General features: G+C 43.8%; 15 protein-coding genes. 3 read left to right on the top strand and 12 right to left on the bottom strand.

The genetic code is table 11. The annotated features are described in order from the left end of the window. Positions 1 to 38 precede the first annotated feature (38 nt). The 7 genes from cobK to DW904_RS09775 form a co-directional block, all read right to left on the bottom strand. The gene (gene cobK, locus DW904_RS09810) at positions 39 to 2,084 is read right to left on the bottom strand and encodes a precorrin-6A reductase (RefSeq protein WP_118579934.1); all 2,046 of its coding nucleotides are present in this window, start codon (positions 2,082 to 2,084) and stop codon (positions 39 to 41) included. After that, positions 2,077 to 2,817 (bottom strand): precorrin-3B C(17)-methyltransferase, encoded by a 741-nt coding sequence (gene cobJ / locus DW904_RS09805; RefSeq protein WP_118579931.1) that lies wholly within the window; start codon positions 2,815 to 2,817, stop codon positions 2,077 to 2,079. Before cobJ ends, cobK begins: the two co-directional genes overlap by 8 nt. Beyond that, on the bottom strand, positions 2,810 to 3,901 hold the full coding sequence (locus tag DW904_RS09800) for a cobalt-precorrin 5A hydrolase (protein ID WP_118580110.1): 1,092 nt from the start codon (positions 3,899 to 3,901) through the stop codon (positions 2,810 to 2,812). The genes cobJ and DW904_RS09800 overlap by 8 nt, the downstream gene beginning before the upstream one ends. Positions 3,902 to 3,962: 61 nt before the next feature. Next, the gene (gene cobM, locus DW904_RS09795; RefSeq protein ID WP_118579928.1) at positions 3,963 to 4,721 is read right to left on the bottom strand and encodes a precorrin-4 C(11)-methyltransferase; all 759 of its coding nucleotides are present in this window, start codon (positions 4,719 to 4,721) and stop codon (positions 3,963 to 3,965) included. A gap of 107 nt (positions 4,722 to 4,828) precedes the next feature. Beyond that, a complete protein-coding gene (locus tag DW904_RS09790) occupies positions 4,829 to 5,419 on the bottom strand; it encodes a precorrin-2 C(20)-methyltransferase (protein WP_347562097.1) in 591 nt (196 codons plus the stop codon). 234 nt (positions 5,420 to 5,653) lie between these two features. After that, positions 5,654 to 6,829, bottom strand: coding sequence for a cobalt-precorrin-5B (C(1))-methyltransferase CbiD (cbiD, locus tag DW904_RS09785; protein WP_118579925.1), 1,176 nt, complete (start codon positions 6,827 to 6,829; stop codon positions 5,654 to 5,656). A 331-nt stretch (positions 6,830 to 7,160) separates the two neighbouring features. Further along, positions 7,161 to 8,504, bottom strand: coding sequence for an MATE family efflux transporter (locus DW904_RS09775; protein WP_202187703.1), 1,344 nt, complete (start codon positions 8,502 to 8,504; stop codon positions 7,161 to 7,163). Positions 8,505 to 8,697: 193 nt separating this feature from the next. Here DW904_RS09775 and DW904_RS09770 point away from each other — a divergent pair, with 193 nt between their 5' ends. After that, on the top strand, positions 8,698 to 9,588 hold the full coding sequence (locus tag DW904_RS09770; RefSeq protein WP_243110361.1) for an RluA family pseudouridine synthase: 891 nt from the start codon (positions 8,698 to 8,700) through the stop codon (positions 9,586 to 9,588). Positions 9,589 to 9,671: 83 nt separating this feature from the next. On the opposite strand, the gene DW904_RS09765 is transcribed toward DW904_RS09770, so the two are convergent. The 3 genes from DW904_RS09765 to coaBC all read right to left on the bottom strand — a co-directional run bounded on the left by DW904_RS09765 (position 9,672) and on the right by coaBC (position 12,616). After that, positions 9,672 to 10,445, bottom strand: a complete 774-nt coding sequence (locus DW904_RS09765) for a type III pantothenate kinase (protein WP_118579916.1) — start codon at positions 10,443 to 10,445, stop codon at positions 9,672 to 9,674. Between the two features lie 93 nt (positions 10,446 to 10,538). Next, complete coding sequence (locus tag DW904_RS09760) at positions 10,539 to 11,189, bottom strand: ECF transporter S component (RefSeq protein ID WP_118579913.1); 651 nt, start codon at positions 11,187 to 11,189, stop codon at positions 10,539 to 10,541. Positions 11,190 to 11,416: 227 nt separating this feature from the next. Further along, positions 11,417 to 12,616 carry a bifunctional phosphopantothenoylcysteine decarboxylase/phosphopantothenate--cysteine ligase CoaBC gene (gene coaBC / locus DW904_RS09755; RefSeq protein WP_118579910.1) on the bottom strand — a complete coding sequence of 400 codons (1,200 nt, stop codon included), beginning with the start codon at positions 12,614 to 12,616 and terminating at the stop codon, positions 11,417 to 11,419. Positions 12,617 to 13,011: 395 nt separating this feature from the next. Here coaBC and DW904_RS09750 point away from each other — a divergent pair, with 395 nt between their 5' ends. Next, positions 13,012 to 13,497 carry a class I SAM-dependent methyltransferase gene (locus tag DW904_RS09750; RefSeq protein WP_347562095.1) on the top strand — a complete coding sequence of 162 codons (486 nt, stop codon included), beginning with the start codon at positions 13,012 to 13,014 and terminating at the stop codon, positions 13,495 to 13,497. Between the two features lie 124 nt (positions 13,498 to 13,621). Here DW904_RS09750 and DW904_RS09745 read toward each other — a convergent pair whose 3' ends face one another. Further along, on the bottom strand, positions 13,622 to 14,422 hold the full coding sequence (locus DW904_RS09745) for a peptidylprolyl isomerase (protein WP_118579907.1): 801 nt from the start codon (positions 14,420 to 14,422) through the stop codon (positions 13,622 to 13,624). Positions 14,423 to 14,588: 166 nt separating this feature from the next. On the opposite strand from DW904_RS09745, the gene DW904_RS09740 reads away from it, so the two are divergent. Further along, the gene (locus DW904_RS09740; RefSeq protein WP_118579904.1) at positions 14,589 to 15,068 is read left to right on the top strand and encodes an S-ribosylhomocysteine lyase; all 480 of its coding nucleotides are present in this window, start codon (positions 14,589 to 14,591) and stop codon (positions 15,066 to 15,068) included. Positions 15,069 to 15,219: 151 nt separating this feature from the next. On the opposite strand, the gene DW904_RS24510 is transcribed toward DW904_RS09740, so the two are convergent. Continuing rightward, positions 15,220 to 15,717, bottom strand: coding sequence for an SH3 domain-containing protein (locus DW904_RS24510; RefSeq protein ID WP_118579901.1), 498 nt, complete (start codon positions 15,715 to 15,717; stop codon positions 15,220 to 15,222). Between the last annotated feature and the right edge of the window lie 311 nt (positions 15,718 to 16,028).

Genomic DNA, 16,028 nt, shown 5'->3' with positions numbered 1-16,028 from the left:
AACAGCCTTTTTCTGCACTCTTAAGAAAACCACATCTGTCATATCTGCGCCCGGGGGCTCTGGCAGGTGATAATATAAATAGGATTCTCTCCCATCATTAGATGGTATCTTCCAATCTCTTTTGATCTGGAGGCTGTAAGCTGCACTGCTTCCTGATCTGCGAAATCGTATTCTTTCAATATCTCCAGTGCCTCACTGATAGTCTCCAGCGTAATGCAGTTGATCACGATCCGCACATCTCGGTTCTTTTCTAAAAGCAGGGCAACGATTTCTTTCAGATTTCCTGATGAACCACCGATAAACGCATGAGTAGGAACCGGCAGTTTTTTTAGTGCTTCCGGTGCCTCGCCCTTAATAATTTCCAGATTATCCGCTGCAAACCGCTGTTTGTTTTCGTAAAGAAGAGCCACCGCGTCATCCTTTTTCTCAACAGCGAAAACCTGTCCCTGATCTGCGCGAAGAGCCATTTCCACAGAAACAGAACCTGTTCCGGCACCTACATCATAACAGATGGAATCTTCCTGAAGACGAAGCTTGGAAAGGGAAACACATCTCACCTCTTCTTTTGTCATAGGTGCTTTTCCACGGATAAATTTCTCATCTGGAATTCCATGAGTGGAAAATGCCGGTCTGGCTTTTTCATTGTAAGCACAGACAACGCTCAATGCCTGACCCGCATAGGAAGTCAGTTCACTGGCGTTCGCCTGGAATATTTTTTCATCTGGATAGGAAAGATTTTCTCCAACATAGAGAACCACATCTCCCATCTCATATTCCACAAGTTTCTGTGCAAGTTCCGCAACTGCACTTCCTGTTCCCAGAATGGAAAAAACCTTCTGATTCTGCTTGATCATGGAAACCAAATTGCAATTTTTGCCGTGGGTGCTGGTGATCTTCGCATCATCCCAGGATAAACCGATCTGGGACATAAAATAAACCACAGAAGAAATTCCGCAGATAATCTCAATGGAGACACAGCCATTCTCTTTTTCACTGTGCTCCTGCCCTTCAAAATCATCTGCTAAAACACCCTCTGGTTTCCTTCCATTCAACACATCCAGCAGCTTCTTCGCTCCGCTGTAGAATCCCACATCCCCGGACAAAGCTATCACAATATTCTCATATTCCGGATGGCTCTTAATATAAGCTCCAATCACATCACTGCGGTATTCATACACCACCTGCTGTCCCGGCTCCCGGATGGAATCTGCCATACGCCTGGCCCCAATGATCAGATCAGCTCTTTGAACTGCCCTTTTTCCCTGAATTGTAAGGGTTTTCTCACTTCCCATCCCAATTCCCAGAAGTGTAACGTGAGGTTTCAGGGTGAGTCCAAAGTGTTCCGCGAGCATATGTTTACATTCTGCCACAGAAAGGCCCTCTTCCTGCAGCGGTCTTCCAATTATAACAGGAATCACATCGCACATAAGTGCAGCATCAATTTTCTCCTGGAAACCACCTGCTTTTCCTGTATCCTTTGTCACAAGATATTTGCAGTCATACTGACGAAGCATGGCTGCGTTTAATTCCATGGAAAAGGGTCCCTGCATACCGATCAGATGCTTGCCCTCAAAGCCGTAACCTTTGCAGGTTTCCATCACAGATGGCAAAGACAGAACACGGGCATAAATGCGTTCTCCTGCATCAGATAAAGCTGTAAATTTTCCAAGCTCCTTGCTGCCTGTGGTAAGCAGGATATTTCCTTTTGTACCTTCCAGAAATTCCACTGCTGCCTCTGTATTCTCCACATAAACAGCCTTATCCTGATAAGCACCGGCCTCTCTTAATACTCGCTGGTAAGAAAAACCTGTATTTTGGCAGGCAGCACGAATGTTCTCCGTTACCTCGGCAGCATACGGATGGGTAGCATCCAGCACCAGTCCGGGACTGAGTTTTTTCAGAAGCTTTTCCATCTCCGTCCCATTCAGGCGGCCAGCGTGGATTTTCAGATATTCGTCCTCTTTTAATGATTTGCTTCCGTAATCGGTAGCGACACATGCAAGCACACTTACTTTATTTTTTGCCAGAAAGCTGCAGATTTCATAGCCTTCTGTGGTGCCTGCAAAAACAACAACATCAGACATTTTTATATCCTCTTGGTGTTACCATTTTTCCATCAATATTTCTGGTCTGTGAATTTCCGATAAATACAGTGGTAAACATATCTACCTGTGTTTCTTTCAATTCAGCCAGAGTCATAACCCTGGCAGTTTCACCCTCGCGGTTAATGTTCTGCACGGTACCGCATACTGTTTCCGGAGATTTGTGTTGAAGCATAAGTTCGCAGGCTTTTTTCAGATAATCGTGTCTCTTGTGACTGGACGGATTGTAAAGAACAATCACAAAATCAGCTTCCGAAGCCAGAAGAAGACGCTTCTCGATCTTTTCCCATGGTGTGAGCAGATCACTGAGACTGATCAGACAGAAATCATGGATCAATGGAGCACCAAGCACTGCTGCTCCTCCGGTTGCTGCTGTAACACCTGCAACTACTTCCAGCTCCACCTCCGGATAGTTTGCGCCGATTTCATATATAAGACCAGCCATTCCGTAAACTCCCGCATCACCACTGCAGATCATGGAAACTGTCTGGTTTTTCATAGCCTCATCAAAAGCCATTACACAGCGGTCTACTTCCTTTCTCATAGGTGTAGTGAGAAAAGATTTTCCCGGAAAATGGTCTTTTACAAGATCAATATAAACAGTGTATCCAACGATCACATCACTTTTTTCAAGAGCTGTAGCTGCAGCTCCTGTCATTCCTTCATAAGAACCTGGTCCGATTCCTACCACATAGATTTTCTTTTCTTTACTCAAAACGTATCCTCCAATCTCCAAGGACAAGAGCCGTTGTCACGCCCTCTGCGCCCCGTTTTCTCTGTATAAAATGAATGCCAGTATGATTCTCTGCGGCTTTCACCGCGCTTCGTTCACACACATTATCCACACCTACTGTCTTACTCACAAAAGAGGATGAGGTGAATTCACCCTGCACAGACAGAAGTTCCTCACTGGAAAATGTTTTGAAAGGAACTCCCAGCTTTTCTGAAAGAGCCAGAAGCCCGGGTTCTTCTTTTTTTACATCAATGCTTGCAAGAGCTGCAACTGCCTCCGGATAAATGTCATTTTCTTTCAGGCAGCTGAATGCTGCTTTTTCCACGGCTTCTGATTCTTTATTTTTCCGGCAACCCATTCCAAGCGCAGCAGCTGGTGGAACTACATGCGTCGTTGAGGCAAAGGGATGACAGCTTTTATGTACGGTCACGGCAATCCCCACCTCTGGAAGTGGTGTGCCATCCACAGTTTCATACTGTATTTCAGAAAGTGATATGCCAGTTTTTTGACACCAGATCAGTCCCTCTGGCAGTTCTCCCTCCCAGGGAAATTCGCTGTAGAATCCCACCTTCTCACCTGCCAGCAGCGCGGCAGAAACCTCTTTCGCCTCTTTCATTCGAAAAATGTGACAGTTATTTTTCTTTGCAAACACATCCACAGCAAATTTTCCCTCAAGGTCTGTGGCAGTTGTGACTACAGGGATTGCCTGTAAAATGTCTGCAGCCAGACAGGCAAGTTCATTTGCCCCGCCAAGATGTCCAGACAGCAGGGATATCACAAATTTGCCCAATTCATCTACTACCAGCACAGCCGGGTCTTTCTTTTTGCTTTGTATAAAGGGAGCAATGCTGCGCACTGCGATTCCGGCTGCTCCAATGAAAATGATACTGTCTGCATTTTCGAACTGTTCTCCCGTCCATTTCCCGCAGCTTCCCTTTATAGAATCTGGAATGTATTTGCTCTTTGTGAAAAGAGAAACTATATTTCCTTCTTTTTCCAGTCCCTTTTTTAGTTTCTCTCCTGTCTGCTGCCCTGTCAGGGTGTAGCATATCATGGAAATTTTCATCCGTTTTCCTTTCATCTGGAACAGGCTCTAACCTAAGCTGCCATATCAAATAACCTTATTCTTATTTCGTTGCTTCACGGAACTCTGTTGTAAATCCTGGATCGTATAACTTGGAACGGTCATAATGAGCGGCATTTACGCAGTCTCCAATGATCATAAGTGCAGTCTTCGTAATATGATTCTCCTTCGCAGTCTGCGCCAGGGTTCCTACTGTGCACACAAATTTCTTCTCATCCTCCCAGGTTGCCTTATACACAATCGCAGCAGGAGTATCTGCCGTATAACCGCCTTCGATCAGTCTTCTGCTCAGTTCTTCCAGCATTCCTGTACTGAGAAAAACAACCATAGTTGCCTGATGAGCGGCAAAGGACTGAATGCTTTCCTTTGGCGGAACCGGAGTTCTGCCTTCCATACGGGTGATGATCACGCTCTGGGAAATATCCGGCAGCGTATATTCCAGATTTAAAGCACTTGCCGCACCGCAGAATGCGCTGACACCAGGACAGTAATCATAGGCAATTCCCTTCTCATCCAGCACATCCATCTGCTCACGGATGGCACCATAAATACAGGGATCACCTGTGTGAAGTCTTACTGTTGTCTTGCCTGCCGCTTCTGCCTTTTCCATAACAGAAAGCACCTCTTCCAGTGTCATCTTTGCGCTGTTATAAATGGTACAAATATCCTTTGTGTACTCTAAAAGTTTGGGATTTACCAGAGATCCTGCATAAATAACTACGTCTGCTTCTTCCAGATATTTCTTTCCTCTTACGGTGATCAGATCCGGTGCTCCGGAACCTGCTCCTACGAAATGAATCATGGCTTTCTCTCCTTTTTCACTATAATTTTTATTGTGCGGCAAAGTTTTATAATTCTTACTTTAATAAATTTTCACTTTGCCTACATTGGTTTTTTATTTACATTATCTTATTTTTCCTTCACAATGATCAACGAATAATAACCTGCATCATCTGGAATTTCTTCCACACTTCTATAAATTTTCTCATCTGGCATTCCGCAATTTTCAATCATCTCGGCCTTATTACCAGATGCTTTGATCTGTGCTTTTACTTCCTGCATTTTTTTGCCGGTTTTCATCAAAACTTTCGTTCCGGGAAGCTTCAATGCTTCTTCTATCTGATAGGAGGCAGGGATTACATGAAGCTGCTGGGATTTTTCCACCAGTCCTTCATTAAATCTGGCACTGACTGCACAAAAGGATGTAATGCCGCTGACAATTTCTGTGGCATATCCCAGCTGTTCCACACGTTTGTGTACATAAATATATGTAGAATATACGGTCGGGTCTCCCAGGGTGAGAAATACTACATTTTTTCCTTTCTCAAGCCATTCTGCAATTATTTTTGCTCCTTCATCATGAACACGTTTCAGTTCTTCTCTGTCTTTGATCATGGGCATTGGCAGGGAAATCATCTGTTTGCTGTCAATTTCCGGGTACGCTCCTTTCATGATCCTGTATGCCACAGATTCTATTGGCTTTTCCCCTGGAAAAGCCAGTATATCTGCTTCCTTTGTAAGTCTTAAGGCCTTTAAAGTGATCAGCTCCGGATCCCCTGGCCAACTCCTACGCCATATAATTTTCCTGTCATAGATCTCTCTTTCTGAAATAGTTTTTAAGCATAACTACTCTGTTTTTATTTTTTGCTCTCATAAACTGAACATATCTTTATTCGTAAAAATGCCCTGCAACATACTGTCCATGCCTGCAATCTGCACACTCTATCATCCCGCTTACATTTGAAGTTTAAGCATTTCATCCTGCTTTTGAATTTCCTGAATCAGTTCACCGGCATCTCTTGTTTTTCCCAGATATCCATATACATTGTTAAAAACAACCGCACCAAGCTTAATTTGTTCATAGGAACGGTGATCCAGATAAAACTGGATCTTCTCCATAATTTCTTTCATTACAGGCTCTAAAAGGCCTTTTTCGTGCAAAATATCAAGGGCATCATCTGTGGTATTGCAATTCAGGATATCTCTTGCAGTATCTCCATCCGCTCCCACTCTGAGGGCATTGGCTGCAAGCACTTCCATACGGGCATCTGCACTGTGGGAATGGGTGTTCATAATTCCTGCTGCTACCTTTACAAACTTGCCAATATGGGCGACAAACAGGATTCCTTTCACTCCCATATCCACAGCCATATCAATGGTTTCTCCCACATAATTGCTGCACTTAATATTTCGTTCAAAAGGTAAGGTCATGTGCTCACGCAGATAATCTGCCCCATAGTTTCCCGGAGTCACAAGAAGGTACTTCTCGCCCTGGGTAAAGTGCTGCTTCATTTCCACATGAATGCTTTCTACAAGAGCTTTTTCACTCATAGGCTCCACAATTCCGGAGGTTCCAAGAATGGAAATTCCCCCTGTGATTCCCAGCCTGGGATTAAAGGTCTTCTTGCCGATCTCTACACCTTCCGGAACAGAAATCACAACCTTCAGCCCTCCCTCATAGTCATGGGAAACTGCAGCTTCTTCTGCTTCTCGAAGGATCATGGCACGAGGAACAGGATTGATCGCCGCTTCTCCTACTTTCTGGGAGAGCCCGGGTCTTGTAACTCTGCCTACGCCCACTCCGCCATCTATGACGATTCCGGCAGTATCCGTCTTCCACACTGTAGCATACACAAGAATGCCATTTGTTGTGTCTGGATCATCTCCGGCATCTTTTTTCACTGCACAGGTAACCTGATTTTCACTGATCTGAATATCATGCAGTTCCAGGTCAAGGAGGATTCCCTTGGGAGTCATAAGCGGTACAGATGTTAACTTTTCTTTTCCCAGAAGCATCAGGCAGGCGCCCTTGCAAGCTGCTGCCGCGCAGGAACCTGTAGTATAGCCAAAACGCATTTTCTTCTGTCCGCGAATCACATAATAATCTTCCAATCCTGTCTTATGTTCCATGTTTCTTGCCTCCAAAGCTATGAGGAACCCGCTATGCGGGTTTCCGGGATTGTGACGGCAATCTTCACGTCCGCCCCATCTATTACGTAAATAAAAGAAGCCCTGTCCTGACAACAAAGCTTCTTTCCTATCAGTCTTATCCCGGTTGCCGCAGGAAATCCTGTTTCTGAAAAAGCAACCAGTATCTGACTGTACAGTAACGGACTTGTGCAGGAATTACACCTGGCTTCCTGATCATGCTTTTCCCTGTTTTTATCCGTTACATTATATAATTTTGCCATTTAAAAGTCAATAAAAGGGGATCGCTTTCCTTATCTTTTGCAGTTACCTTTTACACAACTTTATGTTCCATCCATTTTCCACTCTTAAACCGCAGACCAAACACGATCGCACGTACCGTCCAGTCTGTGAACATTCCGATCCAGACAGCCATCGGTCCCATGCCACATACCCGGATCAGATAAACGCACAGGCAAAAGCGGAAGGTCCACATAGTAATGCAGGAAGTAATCATGGAAAACTTCACATCTCCTGCCGCACGCATGCCGTAAGCCGGAATAAACGCAAACATCCATACGATTGGTTTCACAATGGTGATCCAGAACATCATATCAAGACACATTTCAGCGCTTTTAGCTTCCATTCCACCAATCATGGTAATCGGCCGTGCAAGGACATATACCACTGCACAGCAGGCGATGAGAAAGACTTCGGAAAAGATCATCAGTTTCTTCATATAATAAACTGCCTCGTCTTTTTTTCCGGCTCCAAGGCTCTGTCCCACTACTGTCATAAGTCCGATTCCAACACCAATTACAGCTGTTCCATTTAACATCTCCAGCATATTGGTCATAGCCTGGGCTGCAATTGCAGTGGTTCCAAGCGTAGAGACTGTAGACTGGATTGCCAGCTTTCCAAGCTGGAACATGCTGTTCTCTATACCAGAAGGAATACCAAGAGCAAGAATCCTGCCAATCATTTTTCCATCTGGACGGATTTTCAGATAATCACGTACCACAATTGGCTGCCTGTCTTTTCTAAGCTGATAAAGCACTACCACTGCACAAAAAATTCTGGATACCAGTGTAGAAATGGCGGCTCCGGAAACTCCCATATGAAATACCCAGATCAGGATTCCATTTCCCACAATATTCATCACATTGGAAATAATGGAGATTACCATCGGTCCTCTGGTGTTTTCCTGTGCACGGAAAATGGATGCTCCGGCATCATAAAGCGCAATAAAAGGATAGGACAGCACAGTATAAAAGAAATATACCATGGAATTCTTCATAACATCCGCGTCTACTTTTCCGAAAATAAAGCTAAGAAGCGGTGCACGGAAAGCAAGTCCAAGCACAACGATGAAAACAGAAATAGCCGTTATAATAAAAAGTGCCTGCCTGGCTGATTTGTTCGCCATCTCGTGATTCTTCTGGCCAAGATACTGGGTACAGATAATGGTACCTCCTGCTGCCAGTGCAGAAAAGGCCTGAATGATCAATACATTGATGGAGTCCACAAGAGAAACGGCGGAAATGGCCGCAGAACCTACATTGCTGACCATCATAGTATCTACCGTACCCATCAAGGCATTTAACAGCTGTTCCATAATAATAGGAACAAGAAGCGCCCGGAGCATTTTGTTTGTAAAAAGATGTTGCTGTTGTTTCATATGTTTCCTCTTTTTCCTTAAATGCATAAATAGTTCCTGTCGCATGGATGTATATCTCATAAAACTGCTTCAGATACTTCCATACAAATATTTTCTGTGCTATTATACACCTTGAGCGAAAAAATTACAGTATTTAATTACGCACAATCCTTATGTTTCAACATAATTTTAATACAATTTTAGGAGGAACACCTTGGACAGAATTCTTACATACACTATAAAGCCAGAGCAGGAAGGAATGCAGCTTCTTGATTTTCTCAGGAGCAAGGGCTTTTCCCGGGGAATTTTATCTTCCATGAAGGCAGATAAAAATGCGATTCAGCTAAATGGTGAACGAGGATTTGGGAAATCAATTCTTCAGGCCGGGGATTCTCTTCACATACATATTCCGGAAGCGGACAACACTGAGAATATCCTGCCTGTGAAAATGGATCTTTCTATTCTATATGAAGATGAAGATATTTTAGTCATAAATAAGGCGGCAGACATGCCTGTGCACCCTTCCATTGGAAATTATGATAATACACTGGCGAATGGAGTTACCTGGTATTTCAAAGAAAAAGGACAGCATTTCGTCTACCGCTGCATCAACCGTCTGGACAGAGACACCACAGGAGCCCTGATCCTGGCGAAAAATCCTTATAGTGCAGCAGTTCTCTCTGCCCAGATGAAACAGCGTCAGATCCGGCGTACCTATCTGGCAATTGTACAGGGAATCGCACCAGAGCAAGGAACTATTGATGCGCCTATCGGGCGCGCAGCAGATTCCACCATCGAAAGACAGGTGGATTTCGCAAATGGGGAAAGTGCGGTCACACACTATGAGCGATTAGCCACCTATCATTCCTACTCTCTCATCGAGCTCCATCTGGAAACCGGACGCACTCATCAGATCCGTGTGCATATGAAGTACATTGGACATCCGCTGCCAGGAGACTTTCTCTACAATCCAGATTACAGAATTATAAAAAGACAGCCCCTGCACTCCTTTCAGCTGGAATTTGCTCACCCTGTTACAGGAGAAAACATGTGTATTACTGCCCCTGTCCCAGAAGATTTTGCAGATGCCTTTCATCGTTCCTAACGGTAACCGAATTCGGGCAAAAACAGGTCAGAACCTCATAACCGTGAAGTTCTGACCTGTCTCATTTTTCACTCTCAGAAAGCTTATAATTCTTTTCTGTTCTTCTCATATATAATGAGCAAACCTTTTAACAAAAGATCCTCATCCAACAAAATCTCCCGCTTGCAATGTGGGATAATCTTACGTGCAAGACCACCAGTTGCAACAACTGTAATTTTCTGACCAAGCTCTTCTTCAATTCTGTCAACAATTCCGTCAAGGGCTGCTGCATTGCTGTAAATCACACCGCTTTTCATGCATTCAATGGTATTTTTTCCAATGATGCGCTTCGGTGCTTCAATACTGATTCCGCTAAGCTGAGAAGCACGGGCTGTAAGGGCATCCAGGGACACTCCCATTCCGGGAAAAATCATGCCTCCCACATAATGCTTCTTCTCATCTACCACGCTTACCGTACTTGCAGTTCCCATATCAATAATTGCCAGTGGAAGAGAATATTCATGAATTCCTGCAACTGCATTTGCTACAAGATCTGCTCCAAGCTGTCCGGGATTATCCATCAGGATATTCAGTCCTGTTTTTACACCTGGTCCCAATACCATAGGTTCTTTTTTCAGAACCTTTTCAGCTGCAAGCTTCACGGCATTGGTAATCTGCGGTACTACAGAGGAAATAATGCAGCCTTCAATATCAATCCGCTTAATATGATATAAATCCAAAACTGTCTTCAGATCAACTGCGTATTCCAGTTCTGTTTTTGTACGGACAGTGGAAAGTCTCTCAATGAAATAGGTTTGCTTTGAATCAATGCAGCCAACCACAATATTTGTATTTCCAATATCAATTGCTAAAATCATTTTTTCCTCCATGGTTTCTCTATCATCAGCCAGACTGCTTTCAGCCGCAATCAGCGGACCTTTTCAGAAACAATCTGGCTGTTTTCAATTTTCTTAAACTTCTGCTGTTTTTACCACTTTCTCAGATTTCTTCTCTGTTCCCGGAAGAAGCCTTGCCTTGTAAAGGGCTGCACCTACAGCACCTGTGATAACGGTAGCGGAAAGCATTTCACATACTGCGTTGATTCCTACAAATGTACAGATGAACAGAATCACGTTTTTTCCACCCATAAGTCCCTGTACATACTCGGTATTTCCGAAAAGGCCAACTAATAACCCCATAAAAAACAGAGTATTTAAAAATGCGGAAAGAAATCCTGTTACAGCGCAGGAAAGATAAATATTTTTTGATTTTCTGCGGACTCCCTGGAAAATATATCCAAGAAGAAGTCCGTCAACCAGTCTTGGAATAAATCTCTGAACAAACGCCAGGAATGGATTGATTCCGAATAAGGTAACACCCATAAGGCTGGTACCGCCAATGCCGATACACTGTCCAAAGCTGGTAAGTCCGAATACGGCTCCCGCAATGGCTCCGCCTACAGGTCCCATTGTAATTGCGCTGATGGCAACCGGAATAATATTAAAGGTGATTGCAAGAGGCCCGATATTCAGGTAGCCAAGAGGTGTGTAAGCCATAAGAAGCAGAATTGCGATCATAAGGCCCAGTAAGGTGATTTGAGATGTTGTAAATTTTTTGTTCATGTTGTCCTCCTTGTTATCGTTCCCTATATTAGAGCCTGTTCAGACCCAGGGATACAATACGGTATGGAACAGCGGGCATGTTTTTTGGTATTTACCCGCCACTCTGAAAAATGTGTTATCCTCTGTCCAGATTTATAAAATACAATCTGCGAATATAACACCAGTGCCACTGCCTGCGGCTTCGCAAAAGATTTATAAATGCTGCCAGAATGACAGCCTGTAAATAACTATCTGCGAACTCTCTCAAGCAGTATTTTATCCAGGATCTTACCGGCTGCATCCTCCTTGCTCATTAGCGGGAGTGATACTTCCTCATCCTGTGTAATCAGAGTCAGAACATTGGTGTCCCCCTGGAATCCGGCGCCTGCCATTTTTACATTGTTGGCGGCTACCATATCCAGATTTTTCCTGGTAAGTTTGACTCTGGAATTACCAATCATATTCTCTGTTTCCATGGAAAATCCACAGAGAAACTGTCCATCCGGTTTGTGCTCTCCAAGATATTTCAGAATATCATCTGTTCTCTCAAGGGCAATGGACATGTCATCGTCTTTCTTTTTAATTTTTTCATCGCTCACACTGGCCGGACGATAGTCTGCCACTGCTGCTGCTTTAATGATAATATCCTGTTCCTGACTGACAGAGGTTACAGCCTCATACATATCTCTGGCTGTTACCACTGGAACCACTCTCACAAATGGTGGCGGTGCAAGTGCAGTACGTCCACTTACCAGTGTGACATCTGCTCCGCGCAGCATAGCCATTTTTGCAATGGCATAGCCCATCTTGCCGGAAGAATGGTTGGTAATATAACGGACAGGATCAATTGCCTCCTGGGTAGGACCGGCGGTAACCAGCACCTTCAGCCCTTTCATATCCTTCTCACAGGCACACTCTCTCAAAATATAGTTTAAAAGAGTCTCAGGCTCCGGCATTTTTCCCGCTCCGGTATCGCCGCATGCAAGATAGCCTACAGCAGGATCGATTACTTCGTATCCATAATGCTCCAAGGTTTTTAGATTATCCTGGACAATGGGGTTCTCGAACATATTGGTGTTCATTGCAGGAGAAATAAATTTCTTGCATCTGCATGCCATAATGGTGGTTGTAAGCATATCGTCTGCAATTCCATGAGCCAGCTTGCCTATCACATTAGCACTTGCCGGTGCGATCATCACAACGTCAGCCTTTTTCGCAATGGACACATGCTCTACCTGGAACTGAAAATTCCGGTCAAAGGTATCCACAAGGCATTTATTCCCGGTAAGTGTCTCAAAAGTAATGGGATTAATAAAATTAGTGGCATTTCTGGTCATTAGCACATGAACGTCTGCCTGCTGCTTCTTCAGCGTACTTGCAAGATATGCAATCTTATATGCTGCAATACTTCCAGTAACTCCCAGAAGAACTGTCTTTCCCTCTAACATTATCTTCCCTCATCTCTCTTTGAAATCTTTTGGACAAAATTCATCTGTTATTTTATACCTTTTGTCCGTACCGCTTATTATAATGCAAAGAGACGTATGAATGCAATGTATTTTTTATATGTTCGGCTTTTCATACATAATTTACCTTTATATGCATCTTTTCTTTGTTTTTTTATCTGTTATAATAACCTTAGACTTTTAACAGCTATTCCAGAGCATGTTTGAAAATCCTTCCCGCAACCTGCATGCCCCACTTTGCGGGAAATTTTGCCATCTGTTTTCGACTTTCATTATAAGGATACTACAAAAGAAAGGAACCATTATGAACTACCAGATCACACAGTGGTGCGCCCACTTTATCTCAGAGCATGTAAAAGAAGGAGACCTTTGCATTGATGCCACCATGGGAAACGGAAATGACACTCTGCTTCTTTCCCGTCTTTGTGGGGAAAAGGCATGTACTCGCTTTCGATATTCAGGAAATAGCACTTGCCAATACCAGAGAGCGGCTCGAAAAAGAAAATGCCCCCCACAATTATGAACTATTTCTGGATTCCCACGTAAATATGGGAAAATACGCAGAGCCTGTGAGTGTAAGCTGCATTGTATTCAATTTCGGCTATCTGCCGAAGGGCGATCATACTCTTGCCACAAGGGCAGAATCCAGTATTCAGGCACTTACCGTATCCCTGTCCCTTTTGAAAAAGGGCGGGATCCTGATGCTGTGTATCTACAGCGGCGGAGATTCCGGGTTTGAGGAACGGGATGCACTGCTGGAATGGCTGAAGGTACTGGATTCCAGGAAATTTCTGGTTATCAAAACAGAATATTACAACCGTCCTAATCATCCGCCTATGCCCGTACTTGTAGTCAAACTGTAACTTGTATACAAAAAGCAACAACTTTTTTCCATATATTTACTCAAAAACACCCCTTAGACAGACTGTAATTATTTGTGTCTGCCAAAGGGGTATTTTATCTTCGGTATTCTTAAACTGTACTTTGTCAGTCAATAACGGTAACGCTTGTCATCACCGGCTGCTCATCTGCTGAAATAGTTCCATTGTTATCTGTAGGCTTTGCATCCTTGCAGATCTGGTCAACAATGTCCATGCCTTCTGTCACATGTCCGAAAGCGGCATACTGTCCATCCAGATAGGTACTGTCGGACTGCACGATAAAGAACTGGGAGCTTGCACTGTCCGGATCTGAGGATCTTGCCATGGAGATCACACCTCTCTCATGGGAAATATCGTTCTTTACACCATTCTCAGAAAACTCGCCCTTAATAGTCTCATCAGAGCCTCCTCTTCCGGTTCCTTCCGGATCTCCGCCCTGGATCATAAATCCATCAATAATACGGTGGAAAGTAAGTCCGTCATAGAAATGCTCCTGTGCCAGTTTCACAAAGTTGGTTACACTGATAGGTGCTGTGTCCGCATCCAGTTCCACCTTAATGGTACCGTAGTCCTTCACCTCAATCTCTGCATGATGAAGACCGGTAAGAGGCTCTGAAGTATCCAGAACAGTGCTGGTATCGTCTGCTGTCTCATCTGTACCTTCTCCATCCCCGGAACCGTCTGTAAAGCCGGAAACTTCTTCCTCCGTTCCTTCTGGCTGGTCAGCACTTTCCTCTGTACTTTCCTCTTTTGTTTCTTCAGTGTCTTTATTTTCTTCTGTATTCTCCTTAGTATCTGCTTCTGTGCTCTTGCTTTCCTCTTTCGTATCATCTGAACCACAGCCTGCCAGCATTCCTGCGGAAAGAGCTGCCACCATCAGCATTGCCAGAATTTTTCTTTTTTTCATGATTTTATGCCTCCAATTCTTGATGCCATCTTTTTCTATTATAACGAAAATCACGTAAAAAACAATTGTTTTCACAGATTGTTCAATTTCTTTTTCTTTGTCTTGCCACAGCTTGTATTGTCTGCTAAAATCAAGAAAGAATTTATCAGAAAGCGAGGTCTTTTTTATGGAAAAGATTACCAGTTTCACAATAGATCACATCAAACTTCAGCCAGGCGTTTACGTTTCCCGCAAGGATCCGGTTGGAAATAGTGTGATCACCACTTTTGACATTCGTATGACTTCCCCAAATGAGGAGCCTGTTATGAACACAGCAGAGCTTCACACCATTGAGCATCTTGCTGCTACTTTTCTTCGCAACCACAAGGAATTCGGACCGAAGATGATCTACTGGGGACCAATGGGCTGCCGTACCGGCAATTATCTGCTGCTGAACGGAGATTATGAATCTAAGGATATTGTTCCGCTTATGGTTGAAACCTTTGAGTTTATCCGTGATTTCCAGGGCGAGGTTCCTGGTGCTTCCCCGAAAGACTGTGGAAATTATCTGGATATGAACCTTGGAATGGCGAAATATCTGGCTAAGAAGTTCCTGGATGAAGTGCTGTATGACATCAAGCCAGACAGACTGGTTTATCCGGAATAATTTGATTTGATATATTCAGAAATCTCCCTCTTACCATTTCATGGCAGGAGGGAATTTCTTTAGTACTCAAAAAACGCTATGCAAACGATAATATCATCCATTTACATAGCGTCTTTCATCTCATCATTTCATCGCTTAAATTTCCAGCCTGTCAGCCTGCGACAGCCTCATCAGCTGCAGCATCTGCACTTCCTTCTGTAGCTGCCTGATCAGCAGTTCCATCTGCGGCTGCACCGTCAGCTGCCACTGCACTTACATAATCACCGGACACATAAGCAGTCTGTCCCTCATAGGAAACCTCAATCCAGCCATTGTCGCATACACCTGTACTTGTAAGCTGTGTACCGCTTGTTACACCTGCGATCCAGGTAGCATCTGCACTTGCATCTGCACGAAGGTTAATATCTGCATTCGCAACATATGTACCATCCTGCTTGGTTACATTCACACCGCTTGCAGTCTGCTCTACAACTGGTTCTGGAGTAGGAGTAACTTCTGGTGTAGGAGTCACCTCAGGGGTTGGTGTTGGAATAGGGGTCGGGGTTGCCTGTATAACTGTAACGCTTGCTCCTGCACCTTCCTCAAATCCACATCCAGGGATGCAAAGTGCTGCGCCCAGAAGCAAAACGGCTAATGCTGCTTTTTTCATAATATAGTTCCTCCTTTACAAAGCAATGGTGCTTTGAATTGATTCATCTTCTTTTCATATAATATTACAAAAACAGACTCATTTCGCGAATCGTTACAATTAATATACAGTATTATTACAAATTATGCAACCCCTAAGTGTATCTTTGCAATAAAGCATATTTGAAATAAAGCGTTCTTAGTTAACAACCACCGGCTCAACTCAACATCATAAACTTAAGAAAAAAATGGAAAGGAATCTGTTCGCAGGTTCCTTTCATTGTGTTAAAATATAGGCAGGGGTGTATATGATTAAATCTTATAAAACAAGAT

Source organism: Ruminococcus sp. AM42-11, assembly GCF_003480145.1.
GTDB lineage: Bacteria > Bacillota > Clostridia > Lachnospirales > Lachnospiraceae > Blautia_A > Blautia_A faecis.
The sequence above is the reverse complement of the archived record's forward strand: the minus strand, read 5'-3'. Positions and strand labels throughout refer to the sequence as shown.